At 52.9% G+C, this 22,048-nt stretch carries 17 protein-coding genes and 1 tRNA gene; 5 read left to right on the top strand and 13 right to left on the bottom strand.

The genetic code is table 11. The annotated features are described in order from the left end of the window. The first annotated feature begins 3 nt into the window (after positions 1-3). The gene (gene arsC / locus MWH02_RS13585; RefSeq protein ID WP_271460838.1) at positions 4-429 is read left to right on the top strand and encodes a glutaredoxin-dependent arsenate reductase; all 426 of its coding nucleotides are present in this window, start codon (positions 4-6) and stop codon (positions 427-429) included. A 51-nt stretch (positions 430-480) separates the two neighbouring features. On the opposite strand, the gene MWH02_RS13580 is transcribed toward arsC, so the two are convergent. The 3 genes from MWH02_RS13580 to MWH02_RS13570 all read right to left on the bottom strand — a co-directional run bounded on the left by MWH02_RS13580 (position 481) and on the right by MWH02_RS13570 (position 2,632). Beyond that, positions 481-557, bottom strand: a tRNA-Pro gene (locus MWH02_RS13580). 70 nt (positions 558-627) lie between these two features. Further along, on the bottom strand, positions 628-2,382 hold the full coding sequence (gene yejM, locus MWH02_RS13575; RefSeq protein WP_101763685.1) for an LPS biosynthesis-modulating metalloenzyme YejM: 1,755 nt from the start codon (positions 2,380-2,382) through the stop codon (positions 628-630). A gap of 22 nt (positions 2,383-2,404) precedes the next feature. Continuing rightward, positions 2,405-2,632 (bottom strand): YejL family protein, encoded by a 228-nt coding sequence (locus MWH02_RS13570; protein ID WP_036648480.1) that lies wholly within the window; start codon positions 2,630-2,632, stop codon positions 2,405-2,407. Between the two features lie 158 nt (positions 2,633-2,790). Here MWH02_RS13570 and yejK point away from each other — a divergent pair, with 158 nt between their 5' ends. Then, the gene (yejK, locus tag MWH02_RS13565; RefSeq protein WP_101763686.1) at positions 2,791-3,795 is read left to right on the top strand and encodes a nucleoid-associated protein YejK; all 1,005 of its coding nucleotides are present in this window, start codon (positions 2,791-2,793) and stop codon (positions 3,793-3,795) included. Between the two features lie 35 nt (positions 3,796-3,830). Here the strand turns inward: yejK and MWH02_RS13560 are convergent, their stop codons facing one another. The 3 genes from MWH02_RS13560 to radD all read right to left on the bottom strand — a co-directional run bounded on the left by MWH02_RS13560 (position 3,831) and on the right by radD (position 10,048). Beyond that, positions 3,831-7,661 (bottom strand): S6 family peptidase, encoded by a 3,831-nt coding sequence (locus MWH02_RS13560; RefSeq protein WP_271460837.1) that lies wholly within the window; start codon positions 7,659-7,661, stop codon positions 3,831-3,833. Positions 7,662-7,877: 216 nt separating this feature from the next. Then, the gene (rplY, locus tag MWH02_RS13555; RefSeq protein ID WP_101763688.1) at positions 7,878-8,162 is read right to left on the bottom strand and encodes a 50S ribosomal protein L25; all 285 of its coding nucleotides are present in this window, start codon (positions 8,160-8,162) and stop codon (positions 7,878-7,880) included. 131 nt (positions 8,163-8,293) lie between these two features. After that, entirely contained in the window at positions 8,294-10,048 is a 1,755-nt protein-coding gene (gene radD, locus MWH02_RS13550; RefSeq protein WP_271460836.1) for a DNA repair helicase RadD, read from the bottom strand. A gap of 166 nt (positions 10,049-10,214) precedes the next feature. Here radD and rsuA point away from each other — a divergent pair, with 166 nt between their 5' ends. The 3 genes from rsuA to MWH02_RS13535 all read left to right on the top strand — a co-directional run bounded on the left by rsuA (position 10,215) and on the right by MWH02_RS13535 (position 12,807). Beyond that, the gene (gene rsuA, locus MWH02_RS13545; protein WP_101763690.1) at positions 10,215-10,937 is read left to right on the top strand and encodes a 16S rRNA pseudouridine(516) synthase RsuA; all 723 of its coding nucleotides are present in this window, start codon (positions 10,215-10,217) and stop codon (positions 10,935-10,937) included. A gap of 12 nt (positions 10,938-10,949) precedes the next feature. Then, on the top strand, positions 10,950-12,143 hold the full coding sequence (locus MWH02_RS13540) for a Bcr/CflA family multidrug efflux MFS transporter (RefSeq protein WP_192233314.1): 1,194 nt from the start codon (positions 10,950-10,952) through the stop codon (positions 12,141-12,143). Positions 12,144-12,480: 337 nt separating this feature from the next. Beyond that, positions 12,481-12,807 (top strand): YejG family protein, encoded by a 327-nt coding sequence (locus tag MWH02_RS13535; protein ID WP_101763692.1) that lies wholly within the window; start codon positions 12,481-12,483, stop codon positions 12,805-12,807. On the opposite strand, the gene yejF is transcribed toward MWH02_RS13535, so the two are convergent. The 7 genes from yejF to MWH02_RS13500 form a co-directional block, all read right to left on the bottom strand. Continuing rightward, positions 12,801-14,390 (bottom strand): microcin C ABC transporter ATP-binding protein YejF, encoded by a 1,590-nt coding sequence (yejF, locus tag MWH02_RS13530; RefSeq protein ID WP_271460835.1) that lies wholly within the window; start codon positions 14,388-14,390, stop codon positions 12,801-12,803. The genes MWH02_RS13535 and yejF overlap by 7 nt on opposite strands. Further along, complete coding sequence (locus MWH02_RS13525) at positions 14,391-15,413, bottom strand: ABC transporter permease (protein ID WP_271460834.1); 1,023 nt, start codon at positions 15,411-15,413, stop codon at positions 14,391-14,393. It lies immediately after the preceding gene. After that, positions 15,413-16,504, bottom strand: coding sequence for a microcin C ABC transporter permease YejB (locus MWH02_RS13520; protein ID WP_176972345.1), 1,092 nt, complete (start codon positions 16,502-16,504; stop codon positions 15,413-15,415). The genes MWH02_RS13525 and MWH02_RS13520 overlap by 1 nt, the downstream gene beginning before the upstream one ends. Positions 16,505-16,514: 10 nt before the next feature. Further along, a complete protein-coding gene (locus MWH02_RS13515; RefSeq protein ID WP_271460833.1) occupies positions 16,515-18,323 on the bottom strand; it encodes an extracellular solute-binding protein in 1,809 nt (602 codons plus the stop codon). A gap of 65 nt (positions 18,324-18,388) precedes the next feature. Beyond that, the gene (gene pdeN, locus MWH02_RS13510) at positions 18,389-19,954 is read right to left on the bottom strand and encodes a cyclic di-3',5'-guanosine monophosphate phosphodiesterase PdeN (protein ID WP_271460832.1); all 1,566 of its coding nucleotides are present in this window, start codon (positions 19,952-19,954) and stop codon (positions 18,389-18,391) included. Between the two features lie 280 nt (positions 19,955-20,234). Next, the gene (mepS, locus tag MWH02_RS13505; protein ID WP_271460831.1) at positions 20,235-20,810 is read right to left on the bottom strand and encodes a bifunctional murein DD-endopeptidase/murein LD-carboxypeptidase; all 576 of its coding nucleotides are present in this window, start codon (positions 20,808-20,810) and stop codon (positions 20,235-20,237) included. Positions 20,811-21,324: 514 nt separating this feature from the next. Then, entirely contained in the window at positions 21,325-22,032 is a 708-nt protein-coding gene (locus MWH02_RS13500; RefSeq protein WP_101763698.1) for a phosphatase PAP2 family protein, read from the bottom strand. Positions 22,033-22,048 lie beyond the last annotated feature (16 nt).

The raw sequence follows: 22,048 nt of genomic DNA, 5'->3' as shown, positions 1-22,048 counted from the left end.
ACCATGACTGACATCACCATTTATCACAATCCCGCTTGCGGCACTTCGCGCAACACGCTGGCGTTAATACGCAATAGCGGCGTTGAACCTACCGTTATTCTTTATCTTGAGACGCCGCCAAATCGTGAGCAACTTAAGGCGTTGATTAGCGCGCTGGGGATCGATGCGCGCGCTTTATTACGCAAAAATGTCGAACCCTACGAAAAATTGGGTTTGGCTGAAGAGCGTTTTAGTGACGAGCAACTCATCGAGGCGATGTTGAATTATCCCATCCTGATTAACCGTCCGATTGTTGTCTCCCCGCTGGGAACGCGTTTGTGCCGGCCTTCAGAAGCCGTGCTCGATATTCTTCCCGATGCGCAGCAGGGCGAATTCAGAAAGGAGGATGGTGAGAAGGTGATAGATCAGCAGGGTAATCGAATCGTTTAGACCGAATTAGAAACAATAAAAAAGCAGCCATAAGGCTGCTTTTTTGGATTTTGGTCGGCACGAGAGGATTTGAACCTCCGACCCCGGACACCCCATGACCGTGCGCTACCAGGCTGCGCTACGTGCCGAACGTGGAAGAATATTACTGTTTCTACGCACGATTGCAATATGAGCAGCATTTAACTGCCTCATAATTAATCAGTTTGCGACGAAACGCTTCTCTTCTGTCAGCACCTGCAGCAACAACGCCAGCTGCGGTTTATGATCTTTCAGTTTGTTACCCTGTGCATCGTAAGCGCTGTAGCTGCCATTATTATTCAGCACCAGCGTCACGGTTGGCGTGGTCACTACCAGCTTGCCATCTTCGCTGCTCGCCACCCAATCGTGGCTGCGTTGTGCGGCAAACAGATCTTCACCCTGCGAGAAGTTAGCGGGATTAGTGCGCACGTGCAGCAGGCGCTGCATCAGCGTGGTCATCACATCCTGCTGATCGGTCAGACGATCGATGGTTTGCGCTGGCGTATTCGGCCAATGCACCACCAGCGGCACCTGTAACGTCGCACGATTGCCTGGATTGTCATCGTTGCTATCCAGATTGACCGCACGCTGCGCCGTGATCACCACCACGGTATTTTTCAGCAAATCGCGATCCTGCAAGGTTTGCAGCACCGCCTTAATCTGCTCGTCGACACCGCTTGCCTGACGCGTATAGCTACGCTGGCGCGCTTTTAGGTTGTCGCCATTGACCGTCACACCGTTAAGTGCAATCCACGAAAACCACGGCGCATTGTTTGATTTGTGGCCATTGAGCCAGTTCTGCCACTGCGTCACCGTGGTGCTATTCGGTTGGGTATCGGCCTGCGGCAGCGAGTAATCGGCTAACAAAGCCTGACGATACAGCGGTTGGCTGAAGCCGTCCGATGAGAACAAGCCAAACTGATAGCCTTGCGCGTTCAGCGCATTCAGCAGCACGGAAGGCGTACGCGACGCTAACACGCCATCCATATAGCTGGAAGAGATGCCGTAAAACAGGCCAAATAACCCTTTTTCCGGCTGTAGCCCCGCGCTGAAATGCTGGGTGAAGCGCACGTTCTCACTGGCGAATTGATGAAGCGACGGCAGCGCTTTTTCCACCGTGGCGTTGTTCAGACCATCAACAGTTAGCACCAGCAGATTGTGGCGCGTACCGCCATCGCGGAAGGTAATGTCACTCAGTGGATACTGCACTGACAACGCTTCCGGATCACCCTGTTGCACCAGACGGCGCTGATACTCTTGCGCATCCAGCAAACCGTGACGCTCAAGGAAGCGACGCGCGGTCATTGGATAGGAGAGCGGCAGGTTGGCGCGCTGCATGGTAATTGGGCGATAGAAATTGGCATCGGCCCAGATATAGAGCAGATGACTGGCGAAGAAGGCGCTGATAAACAGCGCAGCCAGCGGCTTGCCGAACGAGCGCCGATTAAGGCTGCGCAGCTTTTGCCAGCTCCAGGTCGCGAACAGCATTTCGACGAGGAAAATCAGCGGCACGCTGATAAACATCAGCTGCCAGTCGCGCGCCATCTCGCTTTGATCAGGGTTTATCACCAGCTCCCACACCACCGGATTGAGGTGCAAGTGGAAGCGGCTGAACACCGCGCTGTCGACCATAATCAGCGTCAGTCCGGCGGTGGCGACAATCGCCGACAACACCCTAAGCAATCGCTGTGACATCACCACGAAAGTGAGCGGGAAGATGATCAGCAGATAACCGGCGAAGACGATGAAACTGAAATGACCGATCCAGCTGGTATAGGCATAGATACGTCCCGCGAGTGACGCGGGCCAGTCGGCGACCAACAGGTAGCGGCTGCCTAAAATTAACGCGAAGATAATATTAAACAGGGCAAACCAATGCCCCCAGCTGATCATCTGGGAGACTTTTTCACGGTAGCGCTGCCGGTTGGTTACCATATTATGAGGTCAAATCTGCATATTAATGAGCGTTATCATCGCGTACGGATGACTGCAACGCATCCGCGAAAGATCGAGCCAGTGTGCGGCGTTGAGCCGGTGAAACGCTGGTATTGATCAAGTTAGTTACCATGTTACCCAATACCATCAGGGAAAGGTCGGTTGGCGCTTTGTCTTTTTCAAGAATCTGCGCCATCTCTGCGAGGAGCTTTTCCACGCGTTCGTCACTGTAACGGGATGATTGTGGCATATCGTCGTCTAATCAAGGGTGAAAAGGCGGTATATTACCGTAACAACGCATTTTTTTCCGCAATTTTATCGCAAGCAGAGCGATCAGTTTGTGCTGGCAGTTGAAAGCGGCTGCGGGCGGTGTTTGAATACGCGCCTGAGCTAAAAGGAGAGTCTACCATGAGTCTGGATATCGACCAGATTGCCCTGCATCAGTTAGTTAAACGTGATGAAAACCAGCTTGAACTGGTACTGCGCGACACCTTGCTGCCTGCTACCCGCGCGGTTGAAGAGATGGCAGAAGAGCTGCACCGGGTATATAGCGCCAAAAGCAAAGCTTACGGACTGTTTAACGAAGATAGCGAACTGGCCGATGCGTTGCGTAACTGCCGCAAAGGGGAAGATGACTTTCTGGCGTTTAGCCGTGCGGCGACCGGACGTCTGCGTGATGAACTGAGCAAATATCCGTTTGCGGAAGGCGGCGTGGTGCTGTTTTTGCACTATCGCTATCTGGCCGTGGAATATTTGCTGATTGCGGTTCTCAACAGCCAGTCGAGCATGCGCGTCAACGAGCAACTGGATATCAGCAGCACCCATTATCTCGATATCAATCATGCGGATATTGTGGCGCGTATCGATCTCACCGAGTGGGAAACTAACCCGGAATCCACCCGTTATCTGACCTTCCTGCGCGGTCGCGTGGGGCGTAAAGTGGCGGATTTCTTCATGGATTTCCTTGGTGCTAGCGTCGGTCTGGACACCAAAGCGCAAAACCGTGGGCTGCTGCAAGCGGTTGATGATTACTGCGCCGAATCGGATCTCGATAAAAACGAGCGTCAGAACTATCGTCAGCAGGTTTACAGCTACTGTAACGATCAGCTGCAGGCCGGCGAAGAGATTGCGCTGCACGATCTCTCCAGTGAATTACCGCCGTTGGGAGAAAAAACGTTTCAGGCCTTCACCCAGGAGCAAGGTTACGAGCTGGAAGAGACCTTCCCAGCGGATCGTAGCACCTTGCGCCAGTTGACCAAGTTTGCGGGCAGCGGCGGCGGATTAACCCTGAACTTTGATGCCATGCTGCTCGGCGAGCGTATCTTCTGGGATCCCACCACCGACACGCTGACCATTAAAGGCACGCCACCGAATTTGCGCGATCAGCTGCAACGCCGCACAAGCAGTAAATGAAAAAAGCCGGGTCACCAAAGTGCCCGGCTTTTCTATCAGAACGAATAGTTTATGCCACTACTGATGAGAGAATCGGTGCGGAACTTGCCACCAACGCTATGCTTCGCGCCAATATTCGCTGACCAGTTGTCGCTGATTTTCCCTTCTAAACCCAGATGAACTCGATAACGATCGTCGTCCAGCGCGCCATAAGCGCGTCGGCTGTGGCGATCCTCAAGGGTTAGTGAAGAGCCAGAACGGCCCGTTGAAAACTGTTTTTCAACGGTGGCGCTGAATCGCACGCGTGGCAGCAGCGTACCGAGCCCCTGTTTGCTGACTTCAATACCCGGCGCGAGACCCCACGGCATGGCTGAACTCAGGGCAATGCTGGCCTCTCTGCTTTCCAGCGTATAACCCGGTAAATAGCCTGCGCTGGCTCTCAGGTAAGGCGATAGCGTGAAAGACGCATTCAGCAGAGGGTAGGATTTACCCCATTTTGCACTGCCTGCCAGTATATGGCTGGTTTTTGAGGTGCTGTTTACTCCCAATACCGGGTCAAGGTGAATGTCCTGACGCAGATTCAGGTAGCTGGCAGCAAGATCCATAAACCATCCTTCATTGCTCATTCCGCTCGCATACAGGCCCAGAGTGCTCAGTTTATGGCTAATGCTGGCTTCGTCCCCGGCATTTCCCTGGCTGTAACTGGCGGTCACGCCATAAAGCCAGGCATCCGCTTGCGCATCGGCGCCGATCTCTAGCCTGCTGTCTTTTAACGTTACGCTATCCATTCTGCCGCGATTTTGGCTGAGGCTGGCCCATGCGCCGCTATTTTCATGGTTACCGCGCAGGAGCTGAGCGCGATCGGTCAGCATATTGCTGATTTCACTGAACAGGTAGTGGCGCGAAGCGAGCAGGGCGCGCGTACTCTGCACCAGCGGCTGATTATCAATGATCTCAAACCAGTCTTCTGCAGTACCCGGATTTGGCGTGATCTCGGGCTCAGGTTTCACTTCAGGCTCAGGCTTAACTTCCGGTTCAGGCTTAACTTCCGGTTCAGGCGTAATGTCGGGTTCGGGATGCGTCTCCGGATCGGGGTCGATTACCGGATCGGGTGGTAACACCGGATCCGGCGTTTTGGCAATGATCCATTTCACGCGACCATTCTCTTCCACAACCTGATAATCAGCGGTATAGAGCGAGAACCCGCGTTTGACCGGAGGTAGCGTGAAATAGTCGTGCGCGGTTCCGGCGGGCGCGTTCACCAGCACGATCTCTTTCGCGATGCGGTTGGGGAAGGTTTCACCCAGCATAAAACCAAGATCGAGGGTGTTGCTGCCGCCCTGCACGCTGGACCCAATGTATAAACTGTCGCTAATGGCGGACTGCGGCGCGATGCCGAAACCAAGCTGCAGATGATTTGCCGTCAGATGTTCCACAGAGAGCAGCTTCGGCGTCCAGGCCATTTCATCTGCAGAAAGAAGCGAGATGATACCGCCTTTACCTGCATCCATCCGATGCACGCGGCTGTTACCATTCATATTCCAGAATGTTTCACTGCTCAGGGTGACTCTCGCTGAGTGACTGTCGTTGATGTGGCCGTGGTAATCGACTTTGCCAAGATGAAGCAATGCGTTATCGCCCAGCGTGATATTGCCCTCAACCGAGCTGGCGGGAAGGAAACGCAACTCTTCCGCGTTTCGCTGTGCAACTTTGCAGCTGCCCTTAGTGCTTTGCACCGGCGAGGTGCAGCGTAAAATTTGCTGCTCATCAGCAGCGTCGGGATGGTAGCCAAGGATAACCTGGCTGTTGTCGCCCGCCTGGATATCGGCTTTAACCTGCGCGTATTCACCGACCTGTAAACGTGCATTGTCATTGACTACAATGTTATTGGCGGTGAAAGAGGAAGTGTACCAATCGTTGTCAATGATCAGGCCGCCGGCATGAGGAACGGGTTGCCCGGACAGCAGAAGAGTCCCCTTATTGACGCTGATATTTCCATTTAAATGGATATTACCGGTCAGTGCGAAATGTGTATTTCCACTCTCCGGAGATAAATTCACATCTAATGCACCATTATTTTTATCCGACGAGCGCGTGCCAATGTCTCCGCGGAAAACTAAATCATTTAACTGCGATAGTCGATAATCGACGGCTTGAACCAGATCATATCCCAGATACTTCCAGTCTTCATTGTCCTGCTGATTTGTGGGGAAGTACCAATACTTCTCTTTTTTTAATTGAAAATACTCTTTACGTTGCGTTCTCGAATTATAATATTCATAAATATCACCAATATTACCAATGTCGACACTGCTCCAGGTGTTAATGTTGATATCGCTACGTGAGTACCCTGTAAGTGTTAGACTGGCCGAGTTTAACTCACTCTGATTGATCACTGCCGCACCGCTATCCGTGTGATTAATCTTTCGCATTATGAGATTATTACCACTAAGATCCAATGTCCCCCCACGATAACCAAAATAAATGTTATCAGGATTAACCTGGTCTTCGCTCGCTAAAATAACGGTAGGCCGACCGCTCGCTAAATACAGTCGAGAAAATGCCTGGCGATTTCCTTGCGCATCTTTTTGTTGATCCAGAATAACGGTGCCATCGCCGATATTCAGTCCGCCTTCATTGACACCTGTAGCATTAATATGTAAGACGCCACCGCCAATTTTGTGTAAATCATCATCTTTGAGTCCATTCACTTGCCAGATGACTTTTTTCCCTTCATCGACTTCAACGCCGCCGCCCACCCAGGTTGCGCCCACATTCTCTGCAGATTTCAGGGTGTAGTTATTAGAAAACTGTAGTTTTCCTGCTCCCAGATTGACAGCCTCATTAAGAATAATGTCTCCGCCCGCGCCGTTAAAGCGAATATCTTTGGTTGCATCAAGTTCAATAAGGCTGGCTTTGCCTGGCGCCAAATGACGATATGTGTTGTCTAAACCTTGCCAACCCCAGTTTTTACTACCCTGGACCAGCTTATCTGCATTCCAGTAAATTGGGCCATTATTCGCAAAATCAGTGACATCGGGAGAGATATTGTTGGCAATAATCCCATTAAAATATTCTTCATTAAAACGTGTTGAGATAACTTTGCGACCATAAGGCGTTGCGCTACCATAACCACCATAATGTACACCAGCGAGTTTCCATTTTTTATCAACATTGTCGTAGACGTAAATAGGGCTGCCACTGTCACCGCCGCCGGTTGATATTGATAAAGCGGATGAATATTGATGGCCAGGTTCATATTGAATCCAATAGAAATCGTCATTTTTTTCTTTGTTGAAGGTAATGGTGTCAATATTAATTGTTCCACCCGCTAACCATTTATAGGCACTGGCCAGGAACTCTTTCTCAGTGAGGTCATTTGTGACCTGTGTCATTTCACCAGCACCCGCGCGCACATAAGCAATATACCGAGAGCCATGTCCTTTCTGAAGCTCATAACGTTCCACATAATCTATTGGCGCTACTTCGGTTACAACTTTGTTTAACCGTGGCAGGATATTATCCTGAACGGCGGATTGATTGCGGTTAATAAAAAGATAACGGGTGGAATAAGCAGAAGGACCGCCAAAATAAACGCTACCCAAAGCGGTTACGTGCCGTGTGGTGGTTACATAGGATGGATTAATTAATGTGGCAAACCCGCGACGAGAGACACTGCTAAGGTCGGGCATGGCAAAATCAAGATAACCACTCAGCTCGCCATCTTTCTTAAAAATGGGAATGTTGCTCAAGCCGACACGATATTTACCCATATTCTCGGCAAAATCACGGTATTCTTGCACGTTAATGTCATGACGCATTACGCCCGCATAGCCAGAAAATGAGATGAGTATGATGCCATAGCCCAAGGCAGGTATTTTTTTCACTTGAAGTCCTTGCAGACAAATTCTGGAGAAATGTTAAAACGGCATTCTCCATGGTTTAAGCAAGCTTCATGGTAAAGAACAGTCTCAAATAAACGAAGGCAGAGAGAAATGAAAGACAGGGGTTTTTAGGAAGGGAAGATATCGGGTTATTTTTTATGCCTAAAATAAAAGGGCCGGTTTCGCAACCGGCCCTTCTACCTTCAACTCATTCAGCGATTAAGCGCGAACGAAGTCGATGTGGAAAAGTTTTGGCTTGAACGGATGACGCTGTACCGCCTGAGCTTTAACTTTAACTTCTTTGCCATCAACCGCGATGGTCAGCACTTCGCTGTAGAACTCAGGTTTAACCTGTACGTTCATCACTGCATCATGGTCGAGTTCGATAGCAATTGGTGCTTCATTTCCGCCATAGATGATGGCTGGGAATTTGTTTGCTACACGCAGGCGGCGGCTCGCACCCTTACCCTGGTCTTTACGTACTTCAGCGTTAATAGTGAACATTTGATGTCTCTTCAATAGTTCCTGCTACAGGCGACCCAGCAACAGGACGGTTATTCAAACTGCTTTTACGGATGCAAAAGCGGGCGGCATTATAGCCCCAATGATGCTGCAGGGGCAAATGATTCCGCCGCTCAACGCAGCTCATTGGCACGGCGATAACGGCCCTGATAATCAAACATTTTTTCGCGAATCTGCCAGAAATGGCCTTTTGCGCGTGCCACCACAAAGTCCGGATGACGCAATAAAGGCTGTAAGGCGATGACATCCGCTGCGGTTTGCCAGCCAAGTTCCACGCCCGGCGCGCGCTGATGCGGGCGCATAAACAGCTGCTCAAAGGCTTTACGTTGTGCTGGCGTTTGCAGGCGAAAACGCTCGCTGACGCTGGTGCCATCTTCATCGAAATAGGTGGCTTTCAGCCATTCGCCTTTATCATCGCGCCCTTGCTCCAGCGTCATGCCGGCGCAGCGCAACACGCGCGCATCTTTCAGTTTCAGGGCCGCTTTCAGCATGTCATCCGGGTCGACCAGAATTTTTTCGCATTGATGGCAGCGCCGCGCGGCGATGTCATTCTCGGCGCCGCAATCCGGGCAGCTTTTGAAGCGAAAGCGATAATCACACTGTTCGCGCTCGCCTTCATCATCTTCCAGCACGCCCTGACAGCGGCGGCCAAAATGCTCGATGATGTGTCCATCTTCGGTGGTTTTGCCCCAGAAGGTATTGGCGAAACCGCAGGCGGGACAAAACACCTGCACCGGCTGATTGTCGCTGGCCCCTTTCGGCGCGCCGACTTCGGGGGTGAAAAGATCGTGTGGATTACCGGCGTAATCCAGCACCATACAATCGGTTTTACCGGGTGACAAGCGTAAACCGCGACCGACGATCTGCTGGTAGAGGCTAACGGATTCGGTAGGGCGCAAAATGGCGATCAAATCCACGTGGGGCGCGTCAAAGCCAGTGGTCAGAACGGCAACGTTGACCAGGAACTTCAGCTGCTGCGCTTTAAATGCACCAATTAAGCGGTCACGATCCTTCACTGCCGTTTCCGCCGAGACCAGCGCGCTGTTTTCAGGCAGCAGCGTGAGGATTTCACGGGCATGTTCCACGGTGGAGGCAAACACCATCACGCCACGGCGATCTTCAGCAAACTCAATAATCTGGCGAATAATATGCGGCGTTACGCGATGCTGTTGTTTCAGCTCGCGGTTGAGATCGGCTTCGCTAAACAGTCCATTATTTTGCGGGATCAGGCGGCTGAAATCGTACTGCACCACCGGCATATCTAAGCGCTCCGGCGGCACCAGAAAGCCGTGTTTGATCATATAGCGCAGCGGCAGCTCATAAATGCAGTCGCGGAACAGCGCTTTCTCATCGCCGCGCACCATGCCGTGATAGTGGAACTGATATATCCAGCCTTTGCCGAGTCGGAAGGGCGTGGCGGTCAAACCCAACAGGCGCAACTGCGGATTGTGCTGCCGCAGGTGGGCGAACAGCAGCTGATACTGGCTCTCTTCGTTATCACTGATGCGGTGACACTCATCAACGATCACCAGTGAAAAGGCGCTATCGAAGCGGTTGAGATTGCGCGCCACCGACTGCACGCTGCCAAACACCACTTTGCTTTCGCTCTGCTTGCGCTGCAAACCCGCGGCGAAGATGTCTGCTTCAAGTCCATAAGCCTGATATTTGCTGTGATTCTGCTCCACCAGCTCTTTGACGTGAGCCAGCACCAATACCCGTCCACGCGCTAGCCGCGCCAGTTCAGCAATCACCAGACTCTTACCCGCACCGGTCGGCAGCACAATCACCGCAGGCGTGGTATGGCGACGAAAGTGGTTGAGGGTGGCGTCAACCGCCTCTTGTTGGTATGGGCGCAGGGAGAATGACATTGGGGCAAACTTTTTTCTGGAACGGACGCGCATTATGCCATGAAAGCCAGTTAAACGCAGGTTCACTACTGTTAGCACTCTAAGGATCAAGCTATACTGCCCACACTTTCTTAACGGACAAAAACACCGTTTCAGTTTCCCCCGCAGTAACAGGCAAAACGAATTCATGCGACTCGAAAAATTCATATCTCAGCAACTGGAAGTTAGCCGTGCTATCGCCGGACGCGAAATCCGCGCCAAAAAAGTCACCATTAACGGCGAAGTTGTGCGCGATGCGGCATACAAAGTACAGCCAGACGATGAAGTCGAATACGACGGCAATCCGCTGGTGGTGCAGCAAGGACCGCGCTATTTCATGCTGAATAAGCCGCAGGGTTACGTCTGCTCAACCGACGATCCCGATCATCCCACCGTGCTGTTCTTTATCGAAGAACCCGCGGCGTTCAAGCTGCATGCGGCGGGCCGTCTGGATATCGACACCACCGGTTTGGTGCTGCTGACCGACGATGGCCAATGGTCACACCGCATTACCTCCCCGAAGCATCACCTGGAAAAAACCTATTTGGTGGAAGTGGAGGAGCCAATCGATCCTGTCCTGGTTGAGAAGTTCGCTGCGGGTGTACAGCTGCACAATGAAAAAGAGCTCACCAAGCCGGCCGTGCTAGAGATTCTCGATGAGAAAGCCGCCCGTTTGACTATCAGCGAAGGGCGTTACCATCAGGTCAAACGCATGTTTGCGGCGATGGGTAACCATGTCTCAGCGCTGCATCGCGAACGTATTGGTGACATCGAGCTGGATGAAGATCTCGGCGAAGGTGAATATCGTGAACTGACCCAGCAAGAGGTCGACAGCATCGGCCTGCCAGAAGAACTCAAACAACGTAAATAGCGGGAGAACGCGGTGCGCAAGGAAAAGAATTCACCGGTCGGTTTAGTGGTCATCCTCGGATTGCTGGCAATGCTGATGCCGCTCTCTATCGATATGTATCTGCCGGCCATGCCGCAAATCGCCCATGAGTTTGCGGTTTCGGCGGGCAGCGTGCAGATGACGCTCAACCTTTACATCCTCGGTTTCGCCATTGGCCAGTTAGTTTATGGTCCACTGGCTGACAGCTACGGACGTAAACCGGTGATTGTGCTGGGAACGCTAATTTTTGCCTGCGCCGCCGCGGCTTGCGCGCTGTCACAAACCATCGATCAGCTGATCTTTATGCGCTTCCTGCACGGCTTATCGGCCGCCGCTGCCAGCGTGGTGATCAACGCCTTGATGCGCGACACCTACTCGAAAGAGGACTTCTCGCGCATGATGTCATTCGTGATGCTGGTGACCACCATCGCGCCGCTGCTGGCACCGATTATCGGTGGCTGGCTGCTGTTGCTGTGGAACTGGCACGCTATTTTCTGGACGCTGGCAGGTGCCGCGCTGTTCACCACCATGCTGGTCGTGACGCAAATTCGTGAAACGCTCAAGCCCGAACAGCGCCAGCGCTTTCATCTGCGGACCACGTTGGGCAACTTTGTGGCGCTGGTGCGCCACAAGCGCGCCTTCAGTTACATGCTGGCGAGCGGTTTCTCCTTTGCCGGATTATTCACCTTCCTCAACGCCGGTCCGTTTGTCTACATCGAAGTGAACCACGTTTCCCCGCAGAACTTTGGCTATTACTTTGGCCTGAACGTGGTGTTCCTGTTCGTGATGACGTTGATCAACAGCCGCGCCGTGCGCCGTTTTGGTCCGGTGAAAATGTTCCGCATGGGATTGTTGATTCAGTTCGCGATGGGCGTTTGGCTGTTGATTTCCAGCGCGCTGGATTTGGGCTTCTTGTCGCTGGTGTTTGGCGTGGCGATGTTTATTGGCTGCGTCTCGACGGTGTCGTCGAATGCGATGGCAGTGATTCTGGATGAGTTTCCGCATATGGCGGGCACCGCTTCCTCGCTGGCGGGAACGCTGCGTTTTGGTGTCGGTGCTTTAGTCGGCGCGCTGCTCTCATTAGTCAGCATTAACAGCGCCTGGCCGATGGTTGCCACCATTGCGCTGTGCGCCACAATTTCGATTGTGCTGTTCACCTATGCTTCGCGGCCTCAACAGCCGGCGTGACATCCCCAGGGTCGTCATAAATGGCGACCTGACCTCTCTTAATTCTTCTCCCTCACTCGCTAATCCCCATTCATTCGTTATGCTTAATGTTTCCATTATGTGAAAATTTAGAGATAAAAAAGTAACGATAATGCGTCTAAAATGATTGTTAACCGCAGCCGAACACGGTAAACATAGGCATAAATGTGAGAAGCCTCGCAAATTATAAATTTGCTACACGCTTTGTGTTTAAAACGAGAAGGCAGACTGAATTGGTATTCAGAGCTAATCAGATTGGGATTCACCACGTTGTGCCGTCGTCGTGAATAAAGTTAACGTCTCTGGGGGCCGTATAACTATGCTGCAACTTTCCGTTGTGCATCGCTTGCCACAACATTATCGCTGGTCGCTGGAACATGCGGGTGAAATTGTGCGTCAGGAAGCAGCGAATGGCGTGCATGCCGAAGATTTAGTGGTGCTGCGCCTGCTGAGTCATGATGGTCATCCGGCGCTGGAAATTCTGCACCAGCTGAAGGAGACGCTGGCGCAAATTCAGGTCGAGTGCAAAATCGCCGAGTGTGAAGGGCAGCCTTGCCTGCTGATTCAACGTGATGACGAAAGCGCGACCAACTGCTGCCTGAAAAATCAGGGTGTCGCTATCGCCGAAACCTTTGATGGTCACTGACTTAGATCTTTTCCCTGCGCAGACGCCAGTAGCTGCCGCGTGTAATCGGCTGCTGGTGCGTTAAACAGCGTTTCGCAATCACCTTGCTCCACCACTTCACCCTGACGCAGCACAATCAGCTGATGACAGAGCGCGCGCACCACCTGCAAATCATGGCTGATAAACAGATAGGCGAGCTGATGCTGCTGCTGCAAACGGCGCAGTAAGGTGAGAATTTGCTTCTGCACCGAGCGGTCCAGCGACGAGGTGGGTTCATCCAGCACAATCAGCTGCGGCTCAAGGATCAACGCGCGGGCGATCGCGATGCGCTGGCGCTGACCGCCTGAAAACTCCGCCGGATAGCGCGAGCGGCTGTCGGCATCGAGCCCCACTTCCTGCATCACCGCAATCACTTTGGCTTCCTGCTCCGCACTGCTCAGTTCCGGGCGATGCACCGCTAAACCTTCCGCAATCACCTGTTGCACCGTCATGCGCGGATTGAGCGACGAATTGGGATCCTGAAACACCACCTGAATGCGCTGGCGCAGCGGCAATAACTGCTTTGGCAACAGCTGATGCAGCGGCTGATCGTCAAACCAGATCTCACCGCGCGCGCTAATTAAACGCAGCAGCGCCAGGCCCGTTGTGCTTTTGCCCGAGCCCGATTCGCCCACCAGTCCGAGGCTTTCGCCACGCCGCAGGGTAAAGCTAAGATCCTTCAGCGCCATCTTCTCTGCCACAGTGCGACGCAGCAATCCCCACCGGATCGGGAAACCAACCTGTAAATTCTTCACCTGCAACAGCGGTTGCGCATCCAGCAGCGGCACCGGTTCGCCATCCGGCTCGGCGGCGATCAGTTCGCGCGTATAGGGCTGCTGCGGCTGGCTGAACAGCATATCGCAGCGATTATGTTCCACAGCACGGCCATTGCGCATCACCGTGACGCTGTGCGCCAGCTGACGCACGATATTCAGGTTATGGGTGATGAACAGCATGCCCATGTTGAGTTCACGCTGCAGTTCGCGCAGCAGTTGCAGAATTTGCGCCTGCACCGTCACATCCAGTGCGGTGGTCGGTTCATCGGCGATCAGCAGCTTCGGCTGGGTTAGCAGCGCCATGGCGATCATCACGCGCTGTCGCTCACCACCAGAAAGCTGGTGCGGAAAATCCTGCAAGCGCGATGCCGCATGGCGAATGCCGACGCGATCCAGGCAGCTCAGCATTTCGCCACGCGCGGCTTCGCGCCGCATGCCGCGATGCACCGACAGCACTTCATACAGCTGCTTCTCCACGTTATGCAGTGGATTGAGCGACACCATCGGTTCCTGAAAAATCATCGCCATCTGGTTGCCACGCAGCCCGCGCAGGGTGCGTTCGCTGGCTTGCAAAATATCCTGGCCGTTAAACAGAATTTCGCCTTGCGGATAGTTGACCGGCGGTTGCGGCAATAAGCGCATGATCGACAGCGCAGTCACGCTTTTACCTGAACCGGATTCGCCCACCAGCGCCAGCGTTTCGCCGGCGTCAATCTGCAGCGAAATGTCTTCTACCACGCGGCGATCCTGAAAGGCCACCGCCAGATGATTCACCGTTAACAGGCTCATTTAGCGTCCTCGGCTCGGGTCAAAGGCATCGCGTACCGCTTCGCCGATAAATATCAGTAACGACAGCAGCAGGGCGAGGGCAAAGAAGCCCGCCAATCCCAGCCACGGCGCCTGTAAATTGTTTTTGCCCTGTAACAGCAGCTCGCCAAGCGAGGGCGATCCCACCGGCAAACCAAAACCCAGGAAGTCCAGCGAAGTTAGCGTGGTGATTGAGCCGCACAGGATAAATGGCAAAAACGTCAGCGTGGCGACCATGGCGTTGGGCAGCATGTGGCGCAGCATAATGCGGCTATCGCTGACGCCGAGCGCACGCGCCGCACGGATATAATCGTAGTTGCGCGCACGCAGGAATTCGGCGCGCACCACGCTTACCAGGCTCATCCAGCCAAACACCACTGTTACCAGCAGCAGCCACCAGAAGCCGGGCTGAATCACGCTGGAGAGCAGAATCAGCAGGAACAGCGACGGCATGCCGGACCACACCTCAATCAGGCGTTGACCCACCAAATCGATGCGGCCGCCAAAGTAGCCTTGCACCGCGCCAACCACGATGCCAATCACGCTGGAGAACAGCGTCAGCATGATGCCGAACAGCAATGAGATGCGCGTGCCATACAGCAAGCGTGCCAGCACATCGCCACCGTTAGCATCGGTGCCGAGCCAGTTTTGTGCGGAAGGTTGCGAAGGGAAGGGCACATTGGTGGCGAAGTTGATGGTGCTGTCGCTGAAGCGAATCGGTGCCCAGATCGCCCAACCTTGTTGATCGATGCGCTGCTTCAGCCAGGGATCCTGATAATCGGCAGGCGTAGAGAAATCACCGCCGTAATCACTTTCGCTGTAGTTGAACAGCAGCGGCACATACCAGCGCTGCTGATAATGCACCAGCAGCGGTTTGTCGTTAGCCAGCAGCTCAGCGCCCAGTGACAGAACAAAAATGATCAGGAAAATCCACAGCGACCAGTAACCGCGACGGTTATGGCGAAAACGCTGCCAGCGCTGCTGGTTAACCGGAGATAAGCGCATCAGCGTCCCTCAAAATCAATGCGCGGATCGACCAGCGTGTAGGTCAGATCGCTAAGAATGTTCATCAGCAGGCCAATCAAGGTGAAGATATAGAGCGTGCCGAACATCACCGGATAGTCGCGCTGAATAGTGGCGTCATAGCCGAGCAGGCCCAAACCATTGAGTGAGAACATCACCTCTATCAACACCGAGCTGGTGAAAAACATGCTGATAAAGGTGGCGGGGAAACCGGCGATCACCAGCAGCATGGCGTTGCGGAACACGTGGCCGTACAGCACGCGCTTCTCATCCAGCCCTTTGGCGCGTGCGGTGACCACATATTGTTTGCGGATCTCATCAAGGAACGAGTTTTTAGTCAGCATGGTCAGCGTGGCGAAACCGCCAATCACCGTAGCCAGCACCGGCAGCGTGATGTGCCACAGGTAATCGCTGATTTTGCTGTACCACGGCAGCGCATCAAACTGCGGTGACGTCAGGCCGCGCAGCGGGAACCAGTCGAAATAGCTGCCGCCGGCGAACAGCACAATCAGCATGATGCCGAACAGGAAGGCCGGAATCGAATAGCCAATGATGATAAAAGTGCTGCTCCAGATATCGAAAGCGCTGCCGTTACGCACCGCTTTTTTGATGCCCAGCGGAATTGATACCAGGTAAATGATCAAGGTACTCCACAATCCCAAACTGACGGAGACCGGCAAACTCTCTTTGATCAGCTGCAGCACCGATGCGCTGCGAAACAGGCTGTCGCCGAAATCAAAACGGATATAGTTCCACAGCATTTCACCGTAACGCTGCAGCAGCGGTTTATCGAAGCCATAGCGATGCTTAATTTCCGCGATCACTTCCGGATCGAGTCCGCGAGCGCCGCGATATTGGCTGTCGCCGGGATTGTCACGCATCAGCGCACCGCGCGCGCCGCTGTCGCCGCCGCCTGAGCCAGGAATGCCGGTGCTGTGACCAAACTGCACGTTGGCTAACGCCTGATCCACCGGTCCACCCGGCGCAATCTGCACAATAAAGAAGTTCAGGGTGATGATCGCCCAAAGTGTCGGGATGATCAGCAGTAACCTGCGAAGAAAATAGGCTGCCAAACCGTGCTCCTCAGCGTCGATTGGCCGGCAATCGCCCGGCTTTGTTCACATCGTACCACCAGTTTTCCAGACCGGTAGCAAACGCGGGTTTAATCTCGGGATGGGAAAACTTGTCCCAATACGCCATGCGATCTTCCGCGCTGTACCACATCGGAATCATGTAGGCATTCCACAGCAGGATGCGATCCAGCGCCTGGCCGAGCGGCAGCAGCGCTTTCTCATCGCCCTGATGCTCAACGATCTGCTGCACAAAATGGTCGACGATGGGATCTTTCACGCGCGGCCTGTTCCAGGAAGAGTCAATGAATTGAGATTGCCAGATCGTTTGCAAGCTGGTCGAGGGCCATGGCATGGCGTAATAGAGCGATGGGATCATGTAGTAGTCGCCTTCGCGCATACGGCGGAGATATTGCGAGCTGTCAATCTGGCGCAGCGAGACCTGGATGCCAAGCCGTTGCAAGCTGTGCTGGAACGGCAACGCCCAGTCGTTTTGCGTACCGCTGCGCATCAGTAATTCGAAACGGAACGGCTGGCCGGATTTCACATTCACCAATTGCTGATTTCTGATTTCCCAACCCGCCGCTTTCAGCAAGTTCATGGCTTGCAATAGGTTGCCGCGGTCGAAACCGCTGCCGTCAGAACGTGGCGGTGCATACTCATTGTTGAACACTTCGGGCGGCAGCTGCGCTTTGTAGGGCGCCAGCAGGATCAACTGCTCGGCTTTGGGATAGCCAAGCGCTGCATATTCAGTGTTCTGGAAATAGCTGCGCGTGCGTTTGTAAGCGCCATAGAACAAGGCTTTGTTCATCCACTCGAAATCGAACGCCAGCGTGATGGCTTCACGTACGCGACGATCGGCGAACAGCGGTTTTTCGTTGTTAAATGCCAGCCATTGCGTGTCGGTGGAAACGGTGTTGGGAATGGTCGATTTGACGATGGCGTGACTGTCAAAGTTGCGGCCGCGATATTGTGTCGCCCATTTCTTCGCTGAACCCTCTTCGCGCAAATCGTAAGCGCCGGCTTTAAAGGCCTCAAACGCCACGTTGTCATCAAGATAATAGTCATAACGCAAAGTATCGAAGTTAAAACGCCCGCGATTCACCGGCAGATTGGCGGCCCAGTAATCTTTCACCCGGCTGTACTGGATAAACTGACCCGATTTATAGGAGGTGACGCGATAAGGCCCGCTGGCCAGCGGCGGATAACCAATCGGCTCGTTAAACTTTTTGTTTTGCCAGAATTTTTCCGGGATGACCGGCAGCGTTAGCCAGCTGAGAATCCGATCTTTGTCCGGTTTCGGCATGTCGATACGCACGGTGAGACGGTTTAGCGCTTTCACTTGCACGTCACGAAACGCCACGCGGAACTGCGGCACACCTTCCGTCATGAATTTCTGGAAGGTGAAAGCCACATCCTGCGCGGTAATCGGTGTTCCGTCCTGAAACTGTGCATGAGGATTGATCGACACTTCCATCCAGCGATAGTCGTCGGGATAGCGCGCTGATTCCGCGATCAGCGGATAGTAGCTGCCAGGTTCATCATCGGAGGTGGTGAACAAGCCGTCATACAGCGTATCGGTACCGATGCCGGGATTACCGCGCGAGGCGAAACGATTGAAGTTGTCGTAGGTGCCCACCACCGCCAGCGTGATCTTGCCGCCTTTGGGCGCGGCGGGATTGGCGTAATCGTAGTGAGTGAAATTCACCGCATATTTCGGCTCGCCCAGCTTAGCGAAGGCATAGCTTTCATTGATGGTGGCGGCATGCAGCGGCGCAATGGCGCTACAAATGAACAACGCTGTGACAAGACGCAGCAGCATAAGTGGGGCGATCTCCTGTGGTGTTCCGCACTTTATGGTAGCAGTTTCATGGGGTTCGCGTGATGTTAACTCAGCGCGCGCTGGCGTTGATAATAGCTGACGAGGTTTTCGGGGCGTAACGGACGACTAAACAGATAGCCTTGTAAATGCGTCACGCCGCGATTCACCAGCCACGCCGCCTGATCGCCCGTTTCGACCCCTTCAGCCACGGTTTTGAGATTGAGTTTTTTCGCCAGCAGCAGCACTGCATCAAGCACCGGTGAGGTGACGGTTTCTGTACCAATACTTTGCACAAAGCCGCGATCGATTTTCAGGTAATCGAACGGATATTTTTCCAGATAGATCAGCGCGCTATGCCCGGTGCCGAAATCATCAATCGCTATTTTAAAATTGTTCTCATGTAGCCAGGCGAAGATTTCTCCCGCGCTTTTTTCACCGACCATGCTGCGTTCGGTAATTTCAAACACATAGTTGAAGTGATCGGTGGGCATGATGTTAATCCATGCCTGGACATCGCGCCGGAAGCTCTCTGAAGCGAGATGCAGCGGCGAGAGATTGAGGCTCAGGCGCGTGCCGCGCGGCAGCTGTTTACAGAGAAACTGAGCGTCGCGCGCCACCAGCGTGAACAGATGCTGAGTGAGCGGAATAATCAGGTTTTGCGCTTCGGCGTAGCTGATAAAGGCATCCGGCGGAATCATGCCTTCAGTGGGATGCGTCCAGCGTAGCAGCGCTTCCACGCCGTAGGGTTGTCCATCGTGCGCGGTGACCAGCGGCTGGTATTCAACATGAAACTGGCCGCGTTTAATGCCCTGCATGATCTCTTTGCCCGGCCGCTGATGTCGCGTCAGCAACAACCCGCTTAGCGCGGAAATCAGCAGTGAGAAGAGGATGCCGGTCAGCAACGTCAGTGAGTAATCGCGTGGCGCTAAGGTGGTGCCAAATAGCACGAAGTGCAGATCGCTGTTATTAAAGGCTATTTCATGCAGCGATGCCGGTAAATCACTCGCGCGTACCACGTTGTTGCTGCCGCTCAACAGCGCTTTGTTGCCGACCACCAGCGCCATGCCGGTGATTTCGGGATGATAAGAGGCCAGCAGCTGATAAGGCGTCAGGCTGATGTTCATGGTGGCGAAAAGGCCGGTCTCGGCTGAACCTGGATTTTTCACCCATAGCACCAGCGCCGGTTTCTTCGGTAGCAATGGCGTGCCTTCCAGCAAGCGCATATCGCGATCGCGTTCCAGTTCAGACTCAGGAGAAATATCGTTGGCCGGCATCAGAAAAGCGCCGGTGGCAGAAGAGCAGTAAGCGTTGCCATCACGCACCAGCAGGATGGCGCGGATATTACCGGCAAAGGCGGCGCGAGAAGTGAGCTCACGACTGACGTTGTTGCAGGCTAACTGGGTGTATTGCTGTAAGGGATAAAGTGTATCGACCAGGCTTGCTATCACCTGTTGTAAATCGTCGCGGCTGTGTGCCAAAAGCTGTTCGTGTTGTTGTACGCGTTTTTGCCAGGTGAGTGTTAATAGCACGGTGACAAAAAGCAGAAAGAATGCCGCGCCGATAATCGCACTATGCCAGGCGATACGGCGTGAATAACTGCTGTGGTGTTTTAATGTCCCTGACAGTGGCATGGAGTGCATTCCCCTTGTCTTGCCATTTTTTATTATGTTTATCGTTTGGTCACTACCCACTTCAGACCGCAGCCACGGTGATAACGGTGTCTGCAGCGCAATATCTGGGTATCAGGAAGTCAACGAGAATATAACGAGAGCGCGAAGAATGTCTCGTTATATTTTTGATTCTCAATTACTTTTTATCGGTTGGATTTGAGTTAAAAACTACGGGCGAAAAAAAACGCTGCCGGGGCAGCGTTTCTGATTCTCTGGCTGAGAGGATCATCAAAGAAATACGTTAGCTTGGGTTTTTAGCAAGAACCCGACGCGCTTCGCGGTAACGATTTTTCCAATAACTGTCATTCAGGTTGGAAATCATGACGCCACTGCTGGTGGACGCGTGAACAAAGTTATCGTTGCCAAGATAGATGCCCACGTGGCGACCGGTAGAACCGGCGCGGAACAGCACTAAGTCACCTGCGCGCAATTTATTGCGTGAAATCTCTTTGCCGGTGTCTTGCTGTTCAGACGTTGAGCGTGGCAAATCTAAACCGAACTGCTCGCGAAAGGTGCGCTGAACAAAAGCAGAACAATCAATGCCGCGTTTGGTGTCGCCGCCTAAGCGATAACGTACACCTTTCCAGTCACTGTACTGTTCCATGATGCGGGACTTAACGTCCACGTTCTGCACCATCTGTTCAAATTCGTCCTGAGACGCTTGAAGTAAAAAACCATTCTGGTTGTTAACTTCATGATTCTCGTTATTCGCGTTCTGACCGTTATGGGTACTGCTGCATGCTGATAAAAGTGTTGCGAGTGCTACCGCGGAAATGATCCGCCTGAGGTATCTCAGAATTGGTTGAGACTTGACCATTGTACGTGTTTTCCTTCGATTTCCTTACGACAGAATGTCGTCAGCCAGATGACAAAACGGGTTGAGATTAATAAGTACGACCGTCTAAGACAAATCCTTAATTACTAAAATGTGTTAATGCACACATTTTTGTCGCTTTCAGCACCGCATTTTATGCTGTTGCTTACTAATCGGATTCGAGGTTAACCGATTACAGACCGCGTGGCGAGTGCTTTTATATAAATATTCAAAGGTTTTTTCGATGTGAAATCAATCTGTAACACAATGGCGACTTTATCAACAATTGGCAGCGATTTAATAGCCAAACAGCGGTGCAATAAGGGGGTAATTCTGGCGCTAAGGCCGATTTTAAGAGGGTTCGGGCTGGACAACTTAGGATTAAGGCTATTGTTCCGCGTTTTTCATCATAATCTTTTCTTTTACCTGAATAATGTTAGTTTGCTAATAGTTTATTCAGGTTTTAAATAAGCGCGAGCGACTGACTTTTTGTTCTATGATCACTCGCGCTTAACAATTACGTGCGCGGCTTATATTTGCCCGGCAACGAACGGTTCAGCCAATTCACCAGCTTGTCGCTGAAGGGCGTTAACAGGCACCAGCTCATGCCAACCAGCACCACTGACAACGAACCCACAGCGATATCAGTAAACCAGTGCGCACCCGCCATCACACGTGGCAGAGCAAACACCACGGTAATCATCAACCCCACCAGAAACGCGCGGAAGCCGAAATAGCGCCACATAAAGCAGGTGAAGATCATCAGCATCATGCCGTGGTCGCCAGGGAAGCTATCTTTCGAGGCATCTTTGGCCGGGATGCCGGTCAGTTCGCTTACGCGATGCACATTCTCAAAGAAAAGCGTTGGGCTAGAGTGCTGTACCGGCAGCAGATGACCGAGTTGGTTCAGTACTACCGCGCTCAGCAGCATCGTGATGCCAATGGCCAGCAAACGGCGGCGACCTTGCGGTGTCTCGCGACGCCAGTAGCTTAAATAGAGCAAACCCATAGCCAGCAGCGAAACCACATCGAAACCGCGGAAGTTAGTGATGGCCACTAACAGTGCGAAACCGTGATGATCAACCATCTGGTCATTGAAGCCATAAAAGATGGCTTTATCGATACCAAACCAGAACCCGTGATCCGGCGGCAGGTACCATGAAAGGAAAAGCATCACACCCAGTGCATTCAGCAGCAGGATGGTGACTAATCGAGAAGCGCGCATAGAAAATAGACTCAAA

The organism is Pantoea leporis (assembly GCF_028048155.1).
Lineage (GTDB): Bacteria > Pseudomonadota > Gammaproteobacteria > Enterobacterales > Enterobacteriaceae > Pantoea > Pantoea leporis.
The sequence above is the reverse complement of the archived record's forward strand: the minus strand, read 5'-3'. Positions and strand labels throughout refer to the sequence as shown.